This window comes from Pelomonas sp. CA6, from assembly GCF_022549225.1.
Classification (GTDB): domain Bacteria; phylum Pseudomonadota; class Gammaproteobacteria; order Burkholderiales; family Burkholderiaceae_C; genus Roseateles.
The window spans coordinates 38,481-58,211 of the sequence record NZ_JAKZFD010000011.1 but is presented as its reverse complement, the minus strand read 5'-3'; the positions used below and the strand labels follow the sequence as shown (position 1 = coordinate 58,211).

Here is a 19,731-nt window from a genome sequence, read left to right as displayed (position 1 = left end):
CGGGGCATTCCCTGTGGGCCAGGCCCGCCGGCACGGAGGCTGACCGGCGATGGCGCGCTATCTCCTGAGGCGTGTGCTCGTCGGCCTGCTGATGCTGCTCGCGCTGACGCTGCTGATCTTCGTGCTGCTGCGGCTGACGCCGGGCGACCCGATCGACGCCTACATCAATCCCAGTCAGTCCATCACGGCCGAGGAGCGCGCGCTGCTGCGTGCGCAGTACGGCCTGGATCAGCCGCTGCCGACGCAATACCTGCGCTGGCTGGGGCAGGCGCTGCGGGGCAATCTGGGCTATTCGCTGCAGCGCTACAACGAGACGGTGGCAGGGCTCATCGCCACGCGCATGGGGCCCACCCTGCTGCTCATGGGCGCGGGGCTGTGCCTGGCCATCTTGCTGGGCATCGCCACCGGCGTGGTCAGCGCGGTGCGGCGCAACGGCATGGTCGACCTGGCCTTGTCCAGTCTGGCCATGCTGGGCATCTCCAGCCCGGCCTTTCTGTCGGCGCTCGTGGGCTTGTACGTGTTCTCGGTGAAGCTGCAGTGGATGCCGTCGGGCGGCATGCTCAGCGCCGGCGCGGCCTTCAGCTGGGGCGATCTGCTGCATCACCTGCTGCTGCCGGCGCTGCTGCTGTCCGTGGGCCATTGCGCGCTGATCATGCGTTACATGCGCGCCTCGCTGCTGGAGGTGCTGAACCAGGACTATGTGCGCACCGCCCGAGCCAAGGGCGTGCGCGAGACCTGGGTCATCGTCAAGCATGCGCTGCGCAACGCCATGCTGCCGGTGGTGACCCTGATCGGCTCCACCGTCGGCCTGGCGGTGGGCGGCGCGATCTTCACCGAAAGCGTCTTCAACTGGCCGGGCATGGGCCTGTTGCTGGTCGGCGCGGTGGAGGGGCGGGACTACCCCGTCATCATGGGGGCGACGCTGGTGATTGGCGCCTGCGTCATCGCCGTCAACCTGCTGACCGATCTGCTGTACGCGGTGATTGATCCGCGCATCCAGGTGCACGGAGGCGAGCGATGAAGGCCGTGGATTCCGAGCGCGCCCCGGGAGCGGGCCGCCGCGGCACGGCGGCGTCGGGGCCGCTCCTGCGGGCCTTGCGGCGCTTCGTGCGCAACCGCGCGGCGCTGGTGGGGCTGGGTTTGTTGGTTCCGATGCTGATGCTGGTGCTGCTGGGGCCCTGCCTGCTGGCGCAGGGGCCCAACGATATCGACCTGCTGGCCATGAACGCGGCGCCCGGGGGCGCCCACTGGCTGGGGACCGATGGCGTGGGGCGGGACGTGCTGGCGCGCCTGCTGGAAGGGGGGCGCATCTCGCTGCTGGTGGCGGTGAGTTCGGTGGCCTTGTCCCTGCTGATCGGCTTCTCCGTCGGCGCCGTGTCGGCCTTCGGCGGTCGCTGGGCCGACACCCTGGCCATGCGCGGCGTTGATCTCGCGATGACGCTGCCACCGGTGATCTTCCTGCTGGTGCTGGCTTCCATCGTCGGCTCTGGCCTGGCGCCCACGGTGCTGGTGATCGCCTTGTTGTCCTGGCCTGTGCTGGCACGCATGGTGCGGGCGCGTTTGCTGGAGTTGCGCGAGCGCGACTTCGTGCTCGCGGCCCGCGGCATGGGCGCCGGGCTGGGCCATCTGCTGTGGCGGCACGCGCTGCCCAACAGCATGGACATCCTGGTGGTGTACGCCACCTTGCAGGTGGCCAACGCGGTGCTGCTGGAGGCGGGTCTGTCCTTCCTGGGGCTGGGCATCGCGCCGCCGACCGCCAGCTGGGGAAACATGCTCAACGCCGCCCGCTCCACGGTGGTGCTGGAGCAATACCCCTGGCAATGGATGTTCCCCGGCGCGGCGCTGGTGGTGGTGGTGCTGGCCATCAACTTCGTCGGCGACGGCCTGCGCGACGCCTTCGATCCGCGCGCCGAACTGTGATTTCACTTTTTAACTGAAAGGACGAGAGACCTGTTATGCCCAAGTTTCATGGTGTGGTGCCGCCCGTGGTGGTCCCGCTGGACGCCCAGGGGCGGCCCGACATGCCCGCCTATGGCCGCGTGCTGGACCACCTGGTGGCCCAGGGCTGTCACGGCCTGTTCGTGCTGGGGTCCACCAGTGAGGTGGTGTTCTATGGCGAGGCGCAGCGCGCCCGCCTGATCGAGCATTCGGTGGCGGTGGCCGCGGGGCGCGTTCCGGTGATTGCCGGCGTGATCGACCCCACCACCGACCGCGTCATCGCCCACGCGAGGGCCGCCAAGGCGGCCGGGGCGGACGCGGTGGTGGTCACGGCGCCGTTCTATACCCTGACCGACCAGCAGGAGACGCTGACCCACTTCCGACGCATCCGCGACGCGGTGGACCTCCCCATCGTCGCCTACGACATTCCGGTCTGCGTCCACACCAAGCTGGGGCGCCATACCGTGGCGACGCTGGCACGCGAAGGCGTGATCTGCGGCCTGAAGGATTCCAGCGGCGATGATGCCAACCTGCGCTACGTGGCGCTGGACACGCGCGACCTGGCCGATTTCTTCGTGATGACCGGCTCCGAGATCATGGTGGACACCGCCTTGTTCATGGGCGCCCATGGCGTGGTACCGGGGCTGGCCAACGTGGACCCGGCGGGCTACGTGCGGCTGTGGAACGCCGTTCAGCAAGGCGATCTGGCGGCGGCCCGCCGCGAGCAGGAGCGCCTGTGCCGGCTGTTTGAGATCGTCTGGGTGGCGTCGTCCCGCCTGAGCGCGGGCGCGGCCGGCGTCGGCGGGTTCAAGACCGCGATGCGCTGCCTGGGCCTCATCGGGACCAACCAGATGGCCTCGCCGCGCGGCCATCTGGACGAGGCCGAAACCCGACGGGTGCAGGCCATCCTGCGCGACGTGGGCCTGCTCTGACGGGCGAGCTGGCGATGACTCCGCACATGCCTTCTCCGGTGCTCGATGTCGAGGACCTGCACACGGTGCTGCGCGTGCGCGGCGGGGCCTTCCCCGCCGTCCACGGCGTCGGTTTGCAGGTCTGGCTGGGCCAGACCCTGGCGCTGGTGGGCGAGTCCGGTTCGGGCAAGTCGGTCACCAGCCTGTCCCTCATGCGCCTGCTGTCGCCCCGCCTCGGCGGCGTGCAGCGCGGCCGCATCCAGCTGCGCTGCAAGGACGGGCAAACGCGCGATCTCACCCGGCTGGACGAGGAGGGGATGCGCCGCCTGCGTGGCCATGACCTGGCCATGGTGTTCCAGGAGCCCATGACCAGCCTCAATCCGGTCTACACCGTGGGCGAGCAGATCGCCGAGCCCCTGCGCATCCATCTGGGGCATGGCCGCCGCCAGGCCTGGGCGCGGGCGACCGAACTGCTGCAGCGGGTCGGGATTCCCGATCCGCAGCGCCGCGTGTGCCAGTATCCCCACGAGCTGTCGGGTGGCATGCGCCAGCGCGTCACCATCGCGATGGCCCTGGCCTGCGATCCGGCGCTGCTGATCGCCGACGAGCCCACCACGGCGCTGGACGTCACCATCCAGGCGCAGATCCTGCACCTGTTGCGTGAACTGCAGCGCGAGCGCGGCATGGGCATGCTCTTCGTCACCCACAACCTGGGCGTGGTCGCCCAGGTGGCCCAGCAGGTGGCGGTGATGTATGCCGGCGCCATTGTCGAGCAGGGCCCGGTGCGCGAGGTCTTCGGACGGCCGCGCCACCCCTACACGCGTGGCCTGCTGAAATCCTTGCCCCGTCTGGGCCAGGCCACGCGCATGAGGCGGGCGGGACAGCCGCTGCACACCATCGACGGCATGGTGCCTGGCCTGACGGAGCGGCCCACCGGCTGCGCCTTCGCGCCGCGCTGTGCCTGGGCACGCCCGGCCTGCACTGAGGCGCGGCCCGGGCTGCTGCCCGTTTCGGACGGCGAGCGGCCGCTGCACTGGAGCCGCTGCCTGCGCTGGCGGGAGCTGCCCGAAGACGCGCCGGCCGCCGACGCCAACCCCTTTGCACCGGAAGTTGCCGCATGAGCCTGGACGTCACGACACAGCGCCCCGCGCCTTTCTCCCCCTCGCCCCTGCTGCAGGTCCGCGGGCTGGGCAAGCGCTTCGGCGCGGGGCCGCGGGCCATCGAGGTGCTGCGCGAGATCAGCTTCACGCTGAGGCGTGGCGAGGTGCTGGGGCTGGTGGGCGAATCGGGCAGCGGCAAGACGACGATAGGGCGCTGCCTGCTGCGCCTGATCGAACCGAGCTGTGGCGACATCGTCTTCGACGGCCGCGACATCGGGGCGTTGAGCCAGGCCGAGCTGCGACCGCTGCGTGGCCGCATGCAGTACATCTTCCAGGATCCCTTCGCCAGCCTGTCGCCGCGCATGACCGTGGAGCAGATCCTCACCGAGGGGCTGCGCATCCAGCGCTGGGGAACGGCCGAGCAGCGCCGCGCCCGCGCCCGCGAGGCGCTGGCGCAGGTGGAGCTGCCCGAGGACGCGCTGCAGCGCTACGCCTTCGAGTTTTCGGGCGGGCAGCGCCAGCGCATCGGTATCGCGCGAGCGCTGACACTGGGGCCCGAGCTGCTGGTGGCCGATGAACCGGTGTCGGCGCTGGACGTCTCCATCCAGGCCCAGGTCGTCAACCTGCTGCGTGGCCTGCAGCAGCGCCTCGGGCTGTCGATGCTGTTCATCTCTCATGACCTGGCGGTCGTCGAGTACATCTGCGACCGCGTCGCAGTGCTCTATCTGGGGCGCATCGTCGAGATGGCGCCGGTGGAGAGGCTCTATGCCCATCCGCGCCATCCCTATACCCGCGCCTTGCTGGCTTCGGTGCCGTCGCCGGAGCCCAGCGAGGGCGGGGCGCCGGTGCTGCTTCAGGGCGAGATTCCCAGTCTGTCGGCCCCGCCCAGCGGCTGCGTGTTCCGCACCCGCTGCCCACGTGCCCAGGCGGTCTGCGCGCGGCAGGTGCCGGCGCTGACGGAGATGGCGCCGGGGCATTTCAGCGCCTGCCTGCTCGACGAGGGCGCCGCGCCAGCGCCGGCCCGCCTGGGCGTGGATCACGATGTTTGAGTTCAGCCGGCTCGCAGGACTGCCCGTCCCCGGCGTCGTGTTGCTGGGGGTGGACCACTGGCACGCCGAGATGCATGCACGGGCGGCACGGGCGCAGGGGCTGCCCCTGCTCGGCGTCTGGGGTGAAGATCCCACACGCCGCCGCGCCATGGCCCGGCGGCTGCGTTGCCCGGCCATGGGCAGCCTGGACGAGGCGCTGGCGCTGGCCGACCGGCCGCGCCCGCCATGCTTTGTGGTGATGGGGCGGCCAGCGCAGATCGCCGAGCGCGGGCTGTGCGTGATCCGCCAGGGCGCGCCGCTGATCATCGAGAAGCCCGTCGGCGTCTGCGCCGGGGACATGGCGCCGCTGCTCCAGGCCCAGGCGGAAGCGCGCGACCGCGGGCAGGGTTTCGTCGCCGTGGCCTTGCCGCATGGCATCGGCATGCTGGCGGCGCTGGATGCACACCGCCAGGGCGTGGGCCGACTGGGCCTGTCGCACATGCACTTCGAGCTGATCAACGGGCCGCCACAGCGCTACATCGACGACGGCGTGCCCTGGGTGTTGCAGCGCGCGCTCAGCGGTGGCGGGGCCTTGCGCAATCTCGGCATTCACGGCCTGCATGCTTTCCTGGCCCTCAATGCCGGGCATCGTGTGCGTCTTGTGCACGCGAGCCTGGGGCCACGCCTGTTCGGCACCGAAGTGGAGGACTATGCCGTGGTCCAGTTGCAGGCCGACAACGGCTGCGTGGGCACGGTGCAGGTCGGCTACACCCATGCCAGCCTGAACACGGGCCTCTATCGCTGGCGCGTGGCCGCGCGCGGGGCCACCTGGGAGGACGATGGCGCCGTCTTGCGCCTGAGTCTGCTGGACCGCGCGCGGGACGAGTGGCGCCGCCTGACGCGGCCGGCGCGGCGCTACGAGGATTTTTTCGCGCACAGCCTGAAGGCCATGGCCCAGGACTCGCCGCCCATTGCCAGCCTGGGCGACCTGCAGCGCGCGATGGCGCTGATCGACCGCGCCTACGTCCTGTCAGACCCCGGCGGCGGAGAGCCCCCGGCGGACCCGCAGCGAGGAGGAATGGAATGGCTCTAGCGCAGGACGACGCACTGGGCGTCGGCATCATCGGGGCCGGGCACTTCGGCGCGGCCCACGCGCGCGCGCTGCGCCAGGTGCGGGGCGCGCGGCTGGTCGCCGCCTGTCGGCAGGAGGCCCGCCAGATCGAGGACTTCTGCGCCCTGCATGGCGGACGGCCCTATCGGGACTACCGGGCGCTGCTGGACGATCGGGACGTGCACGCCGTGGTCATCGCCACGCCGCATGCGCTGCACGAAGAGATGGCGGTGGCCGCCGCGCGGGCGGGCAAGCATCTGCTGCTGGAAAAGCCCATGGCCCCGACCGTGGCCGCATGCCGGCGCATCCTGGCCGCGGTGCGGGCCGCGGGCGTGACGCTGATGTTGGGCCACACCATGCGCTTCAGCCTGCCGTTCATCACCGCGTCTCGGGCCATGGCCGAGCAGGGTATGGGGCGGCTGAGGTTGGGTCAGGCGCGCATGATCAAGCGCTGGATGGAACCGAACCGGCAGCCCTGGCATCTGCAGAGCAGCGAAGGGGGCGGCATGCTGATGACCGCGGGTATCCATCCGCTGGACCGCCTGCTGGCTTATGCCGGGCAGCGTGCGACCCACGTCAGCGCCTGGCTGGGCACGCGCTTTCATGTTCAGCCGGCCGACGACTGCGGTGTCATCCTGCTGCGCTTTGGCGAGGAGGCCGTGGGGCAGGTCAGCAGCATCGGCTTCGCCGAGGGCGCCTTCATCGCGGACGACGACCTGGTCTGCGAGCACGGCGTGTTGCGCGTGGACTATTTCCATGGCGTCAGGCTGGGCCGAGGCGACCGCTGGCAAGACCTGGCCCCGGGCATCGAGCCCGACTGGCCGGAGCGCGCGCTGGAACGCGAATGGCGAGCCTTCGTGCGGTCGGTCCGCGAGCGCAGTCCTCCGGCGGTGAGCGGCGACGACGGGCTGCATGCCGTCGCCTGCGTGGAGGCCGCCTTGCGCTCCGCCCGTGAGCGGCGCGAGGTCGAGGTGGAGCCTTGTTGAGTCGGTTGCAATTGATACATCTACAGGGGGACTCCACACCCGTACTTGCCTTGCCAAGCGGGGTAAAACTCGGTCTACTGAAGCCGGCACGCCGGAGCCGGCGCTGCTCACCACACCACCACCAGCTGCGACCAGGGACGGGTTGAGCCGGCGTGCGCGATGCGCCCGCCGCCGACGGATCACATCAGCGCGATGCAAGCAAGAGGACGTTTTTCCGCGGACCGCGACGGCGGCGTTTTCTTTGCGGTCTTTGTCGGCCTCGTCGGCTTGCAGCTGGCTCTGGCACTGGCGGTGCCCGCCGCCTGGCCCCTGGTCTGGCGGCTGGTGCTCCATGCTGCGGTCGCCCTGCTGCTGCTGGGCTGCGGGCTCGCGTGGAGACGGCGCGAGCACGCCGCGCGCATGCAGGCCGACGCGCGGCTGAAGCAGCAGGAGGCCGCGCGCCGACAACTGCTGGACGCGACCAGCGAAGGCCTGTGCGGCGTGGACCTGCAGGGGCGCTGCGTGTTCGCGAACCGGGCGGCGCTGGCGATGCTGGGCCTGACGGACGAGGCGGCGCTGATCGGGCAGCCGCTGGCCGCGCAGATCCAGCCTGGTGCGCCGGACGACGCGCCGCTGGCGCGCGCCGGCCGCGGCGCCCGGGGCTGGCGCGGCGGCGGCGAGGTGCTGCAGCGCGCGGACGGCAGCCTGTTCGCGGTCGATGCGCAAGTGCACCCCCTGCTGCGCGGCGGCCAGCCGCAGGGCGCCATCGTCGGCTTCACGGACATCACCGAACGCCTGCATCTGCAGGCCGAGCTGCGCCAGGGCGAGTCGCGCCTGGCCAAGCTGGTGGAGGCGGTGATGGATGGCGTGGTCTGCACCGACGACCGCGAAAGCATCGTGCTCTTCAACCCCGCCGCCGAGCGGCTCTTCGGCGTCAACGCGGTCGACGCGGTGGGCACGCCGCTGGCGCGCTTCATTCCCAAGGACGACCACTACGAACAGCATGTGGCGACCGCGCTGTCGCATGGCGTGGGGCTGCACGAGCTGCAGGGGCGGCGCGCCGATGGCACGCTCTTCCCGATCGAGGCCACGGTGTCGCGCCTGAGCATGGGGCAGGGCGTGCTGACCACGCTGGTGCTGCGCGACGTGACCGAGCGCTACGCGGTGCGGCTGGAACGCCAGGCGCGCGAGGCGCTGGAGCTGAGCCATCGCGCGAAGACCGATTTCCTGTCGCGCATCAGCCATGAGCTGCGCACGCCGCTGAACGCGGTGCTGGGCTTTTCGCAGCTGCTGCGCATGGACACCGAGGAACCGCTGGGCCAGCGCCAACGCGCCTGGGTGGGCCATGTGGAAGAGGCCGGCAACCACCTGCTGGCGCTGGTGAACGACGTGCTGGACCTGTCGCGCGCCGAGGCCGGCCATATGTCGCTGGCGCTGTCGACGGTGGCCGTGGGGCCGGTGGTCGAGGAGTCGCTGGCCCTGGTGTCGCGCATGGCCGCCGCCGCGGGCATCACGATGGAAAGCCTCCAGCCGGGCGAGGCCGGCGGCCGTGCCGCGACGGCACGCGTGCTGGCCGACCGGGTGCGGCTCAAGCAGGTGCTGGTCAATCTGCTCAGCAACGCGATCAAGTACAACCGACCGCAGGGCACGGTGATGGTGGACTGGGACCTGCGCGGCAAGACCTGCCGGCTGCGCATTGCCGATACCGGGCCGGGCATGTCCGCGCAGGCGCTGGAGCATTTGTTCGAGCCCTTCAACCGGCTTGGCGCCGAGGCCTCCAAGGTCGAGGGCACGGGCATCGGGCTGGTGCTGTCGCGCCGGCTGATCGAGCTGATGGGAGGGGAGCTGCGCATCGACAGCCGCGTCGGCGTGGGCACGGTGGCCACGGTGACGCTGGAGGGCTCCGACTTGGAACCCGACCCGCTGCCGGAACCGACCACGCCCAGCCGGCACAGCGCGCTGGACGGCATGCTCAAGGTGCTCTACGCCGAGGACAACGAGGTCAACGTGGAGCTGCTGCGCCAGGTGGCCTCCTTCCGCCCGGCGGTGGAGCTCAGCGTGGCCTCCAGCGGTGGCGCCGCGCTGGACATGGCGCGCCGCGACCCGCCCGACCTGATGCTGGTGGACATGCACCTGGGCGACATGAGCGGCCTGGAGCTGGCGACGGCGCTGCGCGCCGACCCGGTGACCGCGGGCATCCCGCTGGTGGCGCTGTCGGCCGACGCCCAGCCCGAGCAGATCGACCGCGCGCTGGCGCTGGGCTTCGAGGACTACCTGACCAAGCCGGTGGAGTTCCGCCGCCTGCTGCGCGTGTTCGACGCCAGCCTGGGCGGCTAGGCGAGCACGGCGCCCGACGGCGGCTCAGCCCGTCAACCCCGCCGCCTGCATCACCCAGCGAAACACCCGCGCGAACAGGCCCAGCGCCAGCACGCTGGCGGCCCAGATCGCCACCAGCCAGGCCAGGCGGCGCCACCAGGCGCGCGGGGGGTCAGTGGTATCCCTCACCGGTGCGCACCTTGCCGCGGAACACGTAGTAGGACCAGGCCGTGTAGGCCAGGATGACGGGGATGATCAGCAGCGCACCGACCAGCGCGAAGCCCAGGCTCTGCGCCGGCGCCGCAGCGGCGCGCAGGCTCACGTGCGGCGGGATGATGTTGGGCCAGAGGCTGATCAGCAGGCCGCTGTAGCCGAGGAAGAGCAGGGCCAGCGCGAGCAGGAAGGGCCCGGCCTGCGGCTGGCGGCGCAGCGCGCGCAGCAGCGCCCAGGCCGCGGCCAGCACCAGCAGCGGCACCGGCGCGAAGAAGAAGAGGTTGGGCAGGCTGAACCAGCGCTGGGCCACCTCGGCATGGCGCAGCGGCGTCCAGGCGCTGACGACGGCGATCGCGAGCAGCAGCACCATCAGCGCCGGCCGCGCCAGCGCCACCATGCGCTGCTGCAGCGCCCCCTCGGTCTTCATGATCAGCCAGGTGCTGCCCAGCAGCGCATAGGCGGCCAGCAGCCCGAGCCCGGTGAACAGGCTGAAGGGTGTGAGCCAGTCCATCGCCCCGCCCGCATAAGCCTGGCCACGGACCTCGAAGCCACCGATGAAGGCGCCCAGCGCGACGCCCTGGAAGTAGGTGGCGATGTAGGAGCCCCAGGTGAAGGCCTGGTCCCAGAAGGGCTTGTGCGCCTCGTCGGCCTTGAAGCGGAACTCGAAGGCCACGCCGCGCCAGATCAGCCCGGCCAGCATCAGCATCAGCGGCAGATAGAGCGCGCTGAGGATCACCGCGTAAGCGAGCGGGAAGGCCGCCATCAGCCCGGCGCCACCCAGCACCAGCCAGGTCTCGTTGCCGTCCCAGACCGGGGCGACGGTGTTGACCATCACGTCGCGCTGCGCGCGGTCGCGCACGAAGGGGAAGAGCAGCCCGATGCCCAGGTCGAAGCCGTCCATGATCACGTACATCATCAGCCCGAAGCCGATGATCAGCATCCAGAGGATGGGAAGGTCGATGCCCATGGTTCAGCCCCCGAGTCCGGTGGAGGGCCCGGCGGCCGGGCGCGTTGCGTCCAACGGGTCCGGCGCGGCCGACAGCGGGCGGGCCGGGCGCTGGTTGGCGGGCGTCGCGTCGGGCCGGTGGCCCGTCTCGTCGGGCAGGGCCTGCGGGCCGTGGTCGACCAGCTTGAGCATGTAGCGCACGCCGACGCCGAAGACGATGAGGTACATGACGACGAAGACCAGCAGCGTCGCCGACAGCGCCAGCACCGAATGCCCCGAGACCGCGTCCCGGGTGCGCATCACGCCGTAGACCACCCAGGGCTGGCGGCCCACTTCGGTGGTGAACCAGCCGGCCAGGATCGCGAGCACGCCGCTGGGCCCCATCAGCAGCGCGAAGCGCAGCAGCGCGCGCGACCGGTAGAGCCGGTCGCGCCGGCGGGCCCACAGCGCCCACAGCGCCAGCGCCAGCATCAGCAGCCCCAGGCCCACCATCACGCGAAAGCTCCAGAACACGACGCTGGCGTTGGGCCGGTCCTCGGGCGCGAAGTCCTTCAGGCCGGGGAACTGGCCGTTCGGGTCGTGGGTGAGGATGAGGCTGGCCAGACGTGGCACTTCCAGCGCATAGCGCGTGGTTTCGGCCGCCATGTCGGGCCAGCCGAACAGGATCAGCGGCACGCCCTCGCCGGGGCGGTTCTCCCAGTGGCCCTCCATCGCGGCGATCTTGGCGGGCTGGTGCTTGAGCGTGTTGAGCCCGTGCAGATCGCCCACCAGCACCTGCAGCGGCGCGACCAGCAACACCATCCACATCGCCATCGACAGCATCTTGCGCACCGCCGGGCTGTCGCGGCCCTTCAGCAGATGCCAGGCGCCAGAGGCGCCGACGAAGAGTGCGGTCGCCAGGTAGGCGGCCAGCGTCATGTGCACCAGCCGGTACGGGAAGGAGGGGTTGAAGATCACCGCGAACCAGTCCACCGGCACCACGCGGCCGTCGACGATCTCGAAGCCCTGCGGCGTCTGCATCCAGCTGTTGGACGCGAGGATCCAGGTCGCCGAAACCAGCGTGCCCAGCGCCACCATCAGCGTCGCGAAGAAGTGCAGCCCCGGCCCCACGCGCGACCATCCGAACAGCATCACGCCCAGGAAGCCGGCCTCCAGGAAGAAGGCGGTGAGCACCTCGTAGGCCAGCAGCGGGCCGGTGACGCTGCCGGCGAAGGCGGAGAAATGGCTCCAGTTGGTGCCGAACTGGTAGGCCATCACCAGCCCCGAGACCACGCCCATCGCGAAGTTCACCGCGAAGATCTTGGACCAGAACTGGTAGAGCTCGCGCCAGACCGCTTCGCGTCGGTACAGCCACAGCCCCTCAAGCACGGCCAGGTAGCTGGCCAGGCCGATCGTGATGGCGGGGAAGACGATGTGGAAGGACACCGTGAACCCGAATTGGATGCGCGCCAACTCCAGCGCCGTCAGGCCCCACATGGCGGCCTCCATTTACTGCTGATACTGCTCATGGCTTGTCTGTTCGAATCTGGGTCGACTGTGCCGGGCGGCTTGATCGCCGACAAGACGCAGAGGGGCAAAGAAAGTACCGGAGCAGATGGCGCGGTGGCCGCGCCGCCCCTCAGCGCGCCGCGTAGGGCTCGCCGCCGCGCTCGTTCTCGTCGATGTGCAGGCGGCGGCCCAGCGCCGGGAAGGCGCGCTGCGCGCAGCCCTGGCGCTCGCACAGCTTGCAGCCCGGGCCGATGGGCGTGGCGCTGTCGGGATCGCCCAGATCCAGCCCCTGGGCATAGACCAGCTGGGCGGCGTGGCGCAGATCGCAGCCCAGGCCGATGGCGAACTCGGGCGCGGCCTCGCCATAGCCGCCGCCGGGGCGCCGTTCGCAATGAGCGATCCACAGATAGCGGCGCCCATCGGGCATGCGCGCCAGCTGGCGCAGCACCCGGCCGGGCTGGGCGAAGGCTTCATAGACCGTCCATAGCGGGCAGGTGCCGCCGCTGCGCGAGAAGTGGAAGTCGGTGGCCGACTGGCGCTTGGAAATATTGCCGGCACGGTCGACGCGTACGAAGAAGAAGGGCAGGCCGCGTGCCTCGCGGCGCTGCAGCGTGGAGAGCCGGTGGCACACGGTTTCCAGGCTGACGCCGAAGCGCCGCGCGAGCCGCTCGATGTCGTGGCGCAGCTCGCGCGCCGCGGCCAGGAAGCGGCCATAGGGCAGAACCAGGGCCCCGGCGAAATAGCTCGCCAGCCCGATGCGCGCCAGCGCGGCCGCCTCGGCACTGAAGGAGGCGCTGGCGACCAGCCGGTCCATCTCGGCGCCGGCTTCCAGATAGGCCAGTTGCGTGGCGAGCTGGAAGGCGCGCTGACCGGGGTTCAGCGCGTCGGACAGCAGCAGCAGGCGCTGCGCCGGTTCGAAGCGCCGCAGCGGCGTGCCGGCCACGCCGCGCAGCTGCACGCCATGCGCCTGCAGCAGATGGGCCTGCAGCCGCGGGGCCAGGTCTTGCGCGCCATCACCGACCTGCAGCTGGGCCGACAGCGCCTCGGCGGCGCGGTCCAGCCCGTCCATGTGGTTGTGATGGGCGTAGAAGAAGTCGCGCACCTCCTCATGCGGCCCGGGACCGATGGGCGAGGGCGGGCCATCGCGGTCGCCCGGCGCCAGCGTGGCCAGGCGCTGCTCCGCGGCGCGCGCGCGGCCGTGCAGACGCAGCAGCAGCTGGGCCATGGCCGGCATCTGCTGCACCACGGTGCGCAGCTCGGCCTCGGGCACGCCGCCGGACGGCGCGGCCTCGGCCACCACCTCGTGCAGCTGCGCGAACAGCCGCGCCTCGTCGTCCTCGGAGAAGAACTGCAGGTCCACGCCCAGCGCGGACTGCAGGCGCAGCAGCACCGCGACGCTCAGCGGGCGCTCGTTGTTCTCCAGCTGGTTGACGTAGCTGGGCGACAGCTGGAGCGCCTGCGCCAGCGCCGCCTGGGTCAGGCCGCGCTGCTCGCGCAGGGTTTTGAGCTTCACGCCCAGAAAGGTCTTGCGCATCGTCAGAGGATCTTCGCAAACATTGCAAACACGGGTTTTGGGCTTCGCAATTCATTGCCAATTTAGCCATTGAGTGCCATCACCCACGCTGCAAAGATTGCGAACAGAACGCGGACTATCCCATGCCGCCAGCGCCATCGGCAAGAGGCGCCCGGCGGGCATCCATCCGCCGGCCGGCCCGCCGCCGCCGGCCCGTCGACCCCACACCCGCAGGAGGAGAACCCCCATGAGCGAGACCGCCCCCGCCGCCGCCGCCGGCTTGCGTCCCAAGAAGTCCGTGGCCCTGTCCGGCGTCGCCGCTGGCAGCACCGCGCTGTGCACCGTGGGGCGCAGCGGCAAGGAGCTGCATTACCGCGGCTACGACATCCTGGACCTGGCCGAGGCCTGCGAGTTCGAGGAGGTCGCCCATCTGCTGGTGCATGGCCGGCTGCCCAACGCCGCCGAGCTGCGCGCCTACAAGGCCAGGCTGCTCGCGCTGCGCGGACTGCCGGCCAGCGTCAAGGAGGCGCTGGAACGCCTGCCCGCGGGCGCCCATCCGATGGATGTGATGCGCACCGGGGTCTCGGCGCTGGGCTGCGTGTTGCCGGAGAAGGATGACCACAACCTGCCGGGCGCGCGCGACATCGCCGACCGCCTGCTCGCGTCGCTGGGCTCCATGCTGCTGTATTGGCACCATTGGTCGGCACAGGGGCGGCGCATCGAGGTCGAGACCGACGACGACTCCATCGGCGCCCACTTCCTGCACCTGCTGCATGGCCGCCGTGCGCCGGCCAGCTGGACCCGGGCGATGCACAGCTCGCTGATCCTCTATGCCGAGCACGAGTTCAACGCGTCCACCTTCGCCGCGCGCGTGATCGCCGGCACCGGCAGTGATCTCTATTCCTGCGTGGCCGGCGCGATTGGCGCGCTGCGCGGGCCCAAGCACGGTGGCGCCAACGAGGTCGCGCTCGAGGTACAGAAACGCTATGCGAGCCCCGACGAGGCCGAGGCCGACATCCGCCGCCGCATCGACGCGCGCGAGGTGGTGATCGGCTTCGGCCACCCGGTCTACACCGTCAGCGATCCGCGCAACGAGATCATCAAGCGCGTCGCGCGGCGCCTGTCCGTCGAGGCCGGCACGACGCGCCTGTACGACATCGCCGAGCGCGTCGAACAGGTGATGTGGGACAGCAAGCGCATGTTTCCCAACCTGGACTGGTTCAGCGCCGTCAGCTACCACATGATGGGCATCCCGACCGCCATGTTCACGCCGCTGTTCGTGATGGCGCGCACCAGCGGCTGGGCCGCCCATGTGGTGGAGCAGCGCCAGGACAACAAGATCATCCGCCCCAGCGCCCTCTACACCGGCCCCGAGGACCAGGCCTTCGTGTCGCTGGAGGCGCGTCCATGAAGCCCGAGCTCCTGCCGCCCGCCATGCCCCCGTCCTCGTCCTCGTCCTCGCACCCGCGCCGCCACCGCAGACCGCTGCCCGGTACCGCGCTCGACTTTCACGACGCGCGCGCCGCCGTCGAGGCCCTGCGCCCCGGCTGCTGGGACGGGCTGCCCTACACCGCGCGCGTGCATGCCGAGAACCTGCTGCGCCGCTGCGATCTGGACATCCTCGACGACTGCCTGCTGCAGCTGATCGAACGCCGCCGCGACCGCGACTTCCCCTGGTACCCGGCGCGCGTGGTCTGCCACGACATCCTCGGCCAGACCGCGCTGGTCGACCTGGCCGGGCTGCGCGACGCCATCGCCGCGCAGGGCGGCGATCCGACGCGGGTCAACCCGGTCGTGCCGGTGCAGCTGGTCGTCGACCATTCGCTGGCGGTGGAGTGCGGCGGCGACGATCCGCAGGCGCTGGCGAAGAACCGCGCGATCGAGGACCGGCGTAACGAGGACCGCTTCCACTTCATCGACTGGTGCCGCGAAGCCTTTGCCAATGTCGATGTGGTGCCGCCGGGGCAGGGCATCATGCACCAGATCAACCTGGAGCGGATGTCGCCGGTGGTGCACGAGCAGCAGGGCCTGGCCTACCCGGACACCTGCGTGGGCACCGACAGCCACACGCCGCATGTGGACGCGCTGGGCGTGATCGCGGTCGGCGTGGGCGGGCTGGAGGCGGAAAGCGTGATGCTGGGCCGCGCCTGCTGGATGCGCCTGCCGGAGATCGTCGGCGTGCGGCTGGACGGCCGGCTGGCGCCGGGCATCACCGCCACCGACCTGGTGCTGACGCTGACCGAGTTCCTGCGCGCGCAGCGCGTGGTCGGCGCTTATCTGGAGTTCCATGGCGAGGGCGTGGCCGGCCTGACCCTGGGCGACCGCGCCACCATCGCCAACATGGCGCCCGAGTACGGCGCCACCGCGGCGCTGTTCCCCATCGACGCGCAGACGCTGGACTACCTGCGCCTGACCGGCCGCGACGAGGCCTGCCTGCGGCGCGTCGAGTGCTACGCCCGCGCCGCCGGGCTGTGGGCCGACCAGCTGCATGGCGTGCGCTACGAGCGCAGCCTGCGCTTCGACCTCGCGACGGTGGAGCGCTGCCTGGCGGGGCCCTCGCAGCCGCAGCGCCGGCTGCCCACCGCGCAGCTGGCGCTGCGCGGCATCGCCGCGCCCTGGCGCGACGAGCCGGGACGGCTGCCCGACGGCGCGGTGATCATCGCCGCGATCACCAGCTGCACCAACACCAGCAACCCGCGCAACATGATCGCGGCCGGGCTGCTGGCACGCAACGCACAGCGCCTGGGGCTGGCGCGCAAGCCCTGGGTGAAGAGCTCGCTGGCGCCCGGCTCGCGGGCGGTCACCCTCTATCTGCAGGAGGCCGGGCTGCTGGAGCCGCTGCAGGCCCTGGGCTTTGGCGTGGTCGGCTATGCCTGCACCTCCTGCAACGGCATGTCCGGCGCGCTGGACCCGGCGATCGAACGCGAGATCGTCGAGCGCGACCTGTACGCCACCGCGGTGCTGTCGGGCAACCGCAACTTCGACGGCCGTATCCACCCGCGCGCGCGCCAGGCCTTCCTGGCGTCGCCGCCGCTGGTCGTGGCCTATGCGATCGCCGGCACGCTGCGCTTCGACATCGAGCGCGACGTGCTGGGCGTGGCGCAGGGGCGCGAGATCCGGCTGCGCGACCTGTGGCCCGACGACGCGGAGATCGACGCGCTGGTGCGGCGCTGCGTGCAGCCGCACCAGTTCCGTCAGGTCTACGAGACCTTGTTCGCGCCTCGTCCGGCGCAGACCCAGGTCTCGCCGCTGTACGACTGGCGGCCGCGCAGCACCTACATCCGCCGCCCGCCGTACTGGGACGAACTGCCCGCCGTGGAGCCCGGCGAGGAGCCCGGCATGGACGAGCGCCTGCTGCGCGGCATGCGGCCGCTGGCGCTGCTGCCCGACCACATCACCACCGACCACCTGTCGCCGTCCAACGCCATCCTGCCGGACTCGGCCGCGGGCGAGTACCTGGCGCGCATGGGGCTGGCGCCCGAAGACTTCAATGCCTATGCCACGCACCGCGGCGACCACCTGACCGCACAGCGCGCCACCTTCGCCAACCCCATGCTGCGCAACGAGATGGTGCGCGACGCCCAGGGCCAGGTCTTGACCGGTTCGCTCGCGCGGCTGGAACCCGAGGGCCAGGTCTTGCGCATGTGGGAGGCCATCGAAACCTACATGGCGCGCCGCCAGCCGCTGATCGTCATCGCCGGCGCGGACTACGGCCAGGGCTCCTCGCGCGACTGGGCGGCCAAGGGCGTGCGCCTGGCCGGCGTGCAGGCCGTGCTGGCCGAGGGCTTCGAGCGCATCCACCGCAGCAACCTCATTGGCATGGGCGTGCTGCCGCTGCAGTTTCCGCCGGGCGTCAGCCGCCTGAGCCTGGCGCTCGATGGCCGCGAGACCTACGACGTGATCGGCGAGCGCCGTCCCGGCGCCTGGCTGACCCTGGTGATCCGTCGTCCCGACGGGCGCTGGCGCCAGCAGCCGGTGCGCTGCCGGCTGGACAGCGCCGAAGATGCGAGCATCTACGAAGCGGGCGGCGTGCTGCAGCGTTTTGCCCGAGATTTCCTGGAGAACTCCCGATGAACCGGCCCCTCAGCCCATTGCGCCTTCCCGCCGTGTACATGCGCGGCGGCACCAGCAAGGGCGTCTTCCTGCGCCTGGACGATCTGCCACCGTCCTGCCGCGAGCCGGGCGCCGCGCGCGACCGCCTGCTGCTGCGTCTGCTGGGCAGCCCCGACCCCTATGGCCAGCAGATCGACGGCATGGGCGGCGCCAGCTCCAGCACCAGCAAGGTCGTGATCGTCTCGCGCAGCCGGCGCGCCGGCCATGAGCTGGACTATCTGTTCGGCCAGGTCGCGATCGACCGGCCGCTGATCGACTGGTCGGGCAACTGCGGCAATCTGACAGCTGCGGTCGGACCGTTCGCGATCCAGGCCGGGCTGGTCGACCCTGCCGGCCTGCCCGCCGACGGGCCGGTCACGCTGCGCCTCTGGCAGGCCAACATCGGCAAGACCATCGTCGCGAGCGTGCCCATGCGGGGCGGGCAGGTCCAGGAGCTGGGCGACTTCGAGCTCGACGGCGTGGCCTTTCCGGCCGCGGAAATCGAGCTGCGCTTCATGGACCCCGGTGAAGACGGGCAGGCCGATGCCCCAGGCGGGCAGGGTGGGGCGCTGTTCCCCACCGGCCAGGTCGTCGACGAGCTGTGCCTGCCCGACGCCCTGGTGCCGGGCGGGCGGCTGCAGGCCACGCTGATCAACGCCGGCATCCCGACCGCCTTCGTGCGCGCCCGCGACCTGGGCTACCAGGGCAGCGAGCTGCAGCCGCAGATCAACGGCGACGCGGCGGCGCTGCAACGCCTGGAGGCGATACGCGCCCATGCGGCGCTGCGCATGGGGCTGGTCGAGCGGCTGGAGCAGGCGGCGCAACGCCCGCACACGCCCAAGCTGGCGCTGGTGGCGCCGCCGGTCGCGCATCGCGTCGCCAGTGGCCGCTGGGTGGCGGCGGACGAGGTCGACCTGCTGGTGCGCGCGCTCTCCATCGGCCGACTGCACCACGCGATGATGGGCACGGCGGCGGTCGCGATCGGCGCGGCGGCGGCCATCCCCGGCACCCTGGTCTGCGAGGCCGCGGGCGGCCTGCCGCGTGCCCAGGTCCGCTTCGGCCATCCGTCCGGCTGCCTGCGCGTGGGCGCCCGTGCGCAAGGCGACGGCGGGCGCTGGCGCATCGCCGAGGTGGTGATGAGCCGCAGCGCCCGCATCCTGATGGAGGGCCAGGTGCGCGTGCCCTTCGATGACGATGAGTCCCTCCATGAGCCCTTCTGAATCCGTCCTGTCCATGTCCGCACCCACGACCCGACAAACGCTTCGCGCGTTGGCCCAGGCCCGCCGCGGCGTGCTCGTGCCCGGCGCCTTCAACGCCCTGTCCGCCCGGCTGGTGCAGGACCTGGGCTTCGAGGCCGTCTACCTGAGCGGCGCCGGCCTGACCAACATGCACCTGGGCCTGCCGGACCAGGGCTTCATGGGCCTGGCCGAGCTCGCGGACCACACCGCGCGCATCCGCGACGCGGTGGATCTGCCGCTGATCGTCGACGCCGACACCGGCTTCGGCAACGCGCTGAACGTGCGCCACACGGTGCGCACGCTGGAGCGCGCCGGGGCCGATTGCATCCAGCTCGAAGACCAGGTGGCGCCCAAGCGCTGCGGGCATTTCGCCGGCAAGCAGGTGATCTCCACCGCCGAGGCGGTCGACAAGATCAAGGCCGCGGTGGACGCGCGCCGCGACGATCAACTGCTCATCATGGCGCGCACCGATGCCTGCGCCACGCAGGGCTTCGAGGCGGCGGTGGAGCGCGCGCAGCGCTTCGCCGAGGCGGGCGCGGACCTGCTCTTCGTCGAGGCGGTCACCGAGCTGGACCAGCTGCGCGCGCTGCCCGCGCGCCTGGCGACGCCGCAGCTGATGAACATGGTGGTCGGCGGCAAGACCCCCATCCTCGACGCGGACGAACTGGGCCGGCTGGGCTACGGCCTGGTGCTGTACGCCAACGCCGGGCTGCAGGGCGCGCTGGCCGGCATGCAGAAGGCGCTGGGCCGGCTGCGCGAACAAGGAAGGCTGGACGAGGATCCGGCGCTGGTGGCCCCCTTCGCCGAGCGTCAGCGCCTGGTCGGCAAGCCCGACTGGGACGCGCTGGCCTCGCGCTACGCCTGAGGCCAGC

16 protein-coding genes are annotated in these 19,731 nt (G+C 71.3%); 12 read left to right on the top strand and 4 right to left on the bottom strand.

Going from position 1 to position 19,731, the window contains the following annotated elements; all coding sequences use genetic code 11:
* The first annotated feature begins 49 nt into the window (after positions 1-49).
* The 8 genes from LZ017_RS17815 to LZ017_RS17780 all read left to right on the top strand — a co-directional run bounded on the left by LZ017_RS17815 (position 50) and on the right by LZ017_RS17780 (position 9,390).
* A complete protein-coding gene (locus tag LZ017_RS17815; RefSeq protein WP_241398254.1) occupies positions 50-1,021 on the top strand; it encodes an ABC transporter permease in 972 nt (323 codons plus the stop codon).
* Complete coding sequence (locus tag LZ017_RS17810) at positions 1,018-1,920, top strand: ABC transporter permease (RefSeq protein WP_241398253.1); 903 nt, start codon at positions 1,018-1,020, stop codon at positions 1,918-1,920. Before LZ017_RS17815 ends, LZ017_RS17810 begins: the two co-directional genes overlap by 4 nt.
* 35 nt (positions 1,921-1,955) lie before the next feature.
* Positions 1,956-2,870 (top strand): dihydrodipicolinate synthase family protein, encoded by a 915-nt coding sequence (locus LZ017_RS17805; protein WP_241398252.1) that lies wholly within the window; start codon positions 1,956-1,958, stop codon positions 2,868-2,870.
* Between the two features lie 26 nt (positions 2,871-2,896).
* Positions 2,897-3,970 (top strand): ABC transporter ATP-binding protein, encoded by a 1,074-nt coding sequence (locus LZ017_RS17800; RefSeq protein ID WP_241398251.1) that lies wholly within the window; start codon positions 2,897-2,899, stop codon positions 3,968-3,970.
* Positions 3,967-4,998, top strand: coding sequence for an ABC transporter ATP-binding protein (locus LZ017_RS17795; protein WP_241398250.1), 1,032 nt, complete (start codon positions 3,967-3,969; stop codon positions 4,996-4,998). Before LZ017_RS17800 ends, LZ017_RS17795 begins: the two co-directional genes overlap by 4 nt.
* Positions 4,991-6,070, top strand: coding sequence for a hypothetical protein (locus LZ017_RS17790; RefSeq protein ID WP_241398249.1), 1,080 nt, complete (start codon positions 4,991-4,993; stop codon positions 6,068-6,070). Before LZ017_RS17795 ends, LZ017_RS17790 begins: the two co-directional genes overlap by 8 nt.
* Positions 6,061-7,074, top strand: coding sequence for a Gfo/Idh/MocA family protein (locus tag LZ017_RS17785; protein WP_241398248.1), 1,014 nt, complete (start codon positions 6,061-6,063; stop codon positions 7,072-7,074). Before LZ017_RS17790 ends, LZ017_RS17785 begins: the two co-directional genes overlap by 10 nt.
* 192 nt (positions 7,075-7,266) lie before the next feature.
* Entirely contained in the window at positions 7,267-9,390 is a 2,124-nt protein-coding gene (locus tag LZ017_RS17780) for a PAS domain S-box protein (RefSeq protein ID WP_241398247.1), read from the top strand.
* Between the two features lie 24 nt (positions 9,391-9,414).
* Here LZ017_RS17780 and LZ017_RS17775 read toward each other — a convergent pair whose 3' ends face one another.
* From LZ017_RS17775 to LZ017_RS17760, 4 genes are all read right to left on the bottom strand, one after another.
* A complete protein-coding gene (locus tag LZ017_RS17775; protein ID WP_241398246.1) occupies positions 9,415-9,558 on the bottom strand; it encodes a DUF2474 domain-containing protein in 144 nt (47 codons plus the stop codon).
* Complete coding sequence (gene cydB / locus LZ017_RS17770) at positions 9,542-10,549, bottom strand: cytochrome d ubiquinol oxidase subunit II (protein WP_241398245.1); 1,008 nt, start codon at positions 10,547-10,549, stop codon at positions 9,542-9,544. The genes LZ017_RS17775 and cydB overlap by 17 nt, the downstream gene beginning before the upstream one ends.
* Before the next feature lie 3 nt (positions 10,550-10,552).
* A complete protein-coding gene (locus tag LZ017_RS17765; RefSeq protein ID WP_241398244.1) occupies positions 10,553-12,004 on the bottom strand; it encodes a cytochrome ubiquinol oxidase subunit I in 1,452 nt (483 codons plus the stop codon).
* Between the two features lie 142 nt (positions 12,005-12,146).
* Positions 12,147-13,550 carry a short-chain fatty acyl-CoA regulator family protein gene (locus LZ017_RS17760; protein ID WP_241398243.1) on the bottom strand — a complete coding sequence of 468 codons (1,404 nt, stop codon included), beginning with the start codon at positions 13,548-13,550 and terminating at the stop codon, positions 12,147-12,149.
* Between the two features lie 226 nt (positions 13,551-13,776).
* Here LZ017_RS17760 and prpC point away from each other — a divergent pair, with 226 nt between their 5' ends.
* The 4 genes from prpC to LZ017_RS17740 are packed head-to-tail and all read left to right on the top strand — an operon-like array spanning position 13,777 to position 19,724.
* On the top strand, positions 13,777-14,940 hold the full coding sequence (gene prpC, locus LZ017_RS17755) for a 2-methylcitrate synthase (RefSeq protein WP_241398242.1): 1,164 nt from the start codon (positions 13,777-13,779) through the stop codon (positions 14,938-14,940).
* 23 nt (positions 14,941-14,963) lie between these two features.
* Entirely contained in the window at positions 14,964-17,603 is a 2,640-nt protein-coding gene (gene acnD / locus LZ017_RS17750; protein WP_241398390.1) for a Fe/S-dependent 2-methylisocitrate dehydratase AcnD, read from the top strand.
* The gene (prpF, locus tag LZ017_RS17745) at positions 17,600-18,841 is read left to right on the top strand and encodes a 2-methylaconitate cis-trans isomerase PrpF (protein WP_241398241.1); all 1,242 of its coding nucleotides are present in this window, start codon (positions 17,600-17,602) and stop codon (positions 18,839-18,841) included. Before acnD ends, prpF begins: the two co-directional genes overlap by 4 nt.
* Entirely contained in the window at positions 18,828-19,724 is an 897-nt protein-coding gene (locus LZ017_RS17740) for an oxaloacetate decarboxylase (RefSeq protein ID WP_241398240.1), read from the top strand. Before prpF ends, LZ017_RS17740 begins: the two co-directional genes overlap by 14 nt.
* The last annotated feature ends 7 nt before the right edge of the window (positions 19,725-19,731 follow it).

Coding starts and splice junctions, on each gene's coding strand:
- LZ017_RS17740 (WP_241398240.1), top strand. CDS start 18,828: ATGAGCCCTTCTGAATCCGTCCTGTCCATGTCCGCACCCACGACCCGA.
- LZ017_RS17815 (WP_241398254.1), top strand. CDS start 50: ATGGCGCGCTATCTCCTGAGGCGTGTGCTCGTCGGCCTGCTGATGCTG.
- LZ017_RS17810 (WP_241398253.1), top strand. CDS start 1,018: ATGAAGGCCGTGGATTCCGAGCGCGCCCCGGGAGCGGGCCGCCGCGGC.
- LZ017_RS17765 (WP_241398244.1), bottom strand. CDS start 12,004: ATGTGGGGCCTGACGGCGCTGGAGTTGGCGCGCATCCAATTCGGGTTC.
- LZ017_RS17795 (WP_241398250.1), top strand. CDS start 3,967: ATGAGCCTGGACGTCACGACACAGCGCCCCGCGCCTTTCTCCCCCTCG.
- LZ017_RS17785 (WP_241398248.1), top strand. CDS start 6,061: ATGGCTCTAGCGCAGGACGACGCACTGGGCGTCGGCATCATCGGGGCC.
- LZ017_RS17800 (WP_241398251.1), top strand. CDS start 2,897: ATGCCTTCTCCGGTGCTCGATGTCGAGGACCTGCACACGGTGCTGCGC.
- LZ017_RS17760 (WP_241398243.1), bottom strand. CDS start 13,550: ATGCGCAAGACCTTTCTGGGCGTGAAGCTCAAAACCCTGCGCGAGCAG.
- prpF (WP_241398241.1), top strand. CDS start 17,600: ATGAACCGGCCCCTCAGCCCATTGCGCCTTCCCGCCGTGTACATGCGC.
- prpC (WP_241398242.1), top strand. CDS start 13,777: ATGAGCGAGACCGCCCCCGCCGCCGCCGCCGGCTTGCGTCCCAAGAAG.
- acnD (WP_241398390.1), top strand. CDS start 14,964: ATGCCCCCGTCCTCGTCCTCGTCCTCGCACCCGCGCCGCCACCGCAGA.
- LZ017_RS17790 (WP_241398249.1), top strand. CDS start 4,991: ATGTTTGAGTTCAGCCGGCTCGCAGGACTGCCCGTCCCCGGCGTCGTG.
- LZ017_RS17805 (WP_241398252.1), top strand. CDS start 1,956: ATGCCCAAGTTTCATGGTGTGGTGCCGCCCGTGGTGGTCCCGCTGGAC.
- cydB (WP_241398245.1), bottom strand. CDS start 10,549: ATGGGCATCGACCTTCCCATCCTCTGGATGCTGATCATCGGCTTCGGG.
- LZ017_RS17780 (WP_241398247.1), top strand. CDS start 7,267: ATGCAAGCAAGAGGACGTTTTTCCGCGGACCGCGACGGCGGCGTTTTC.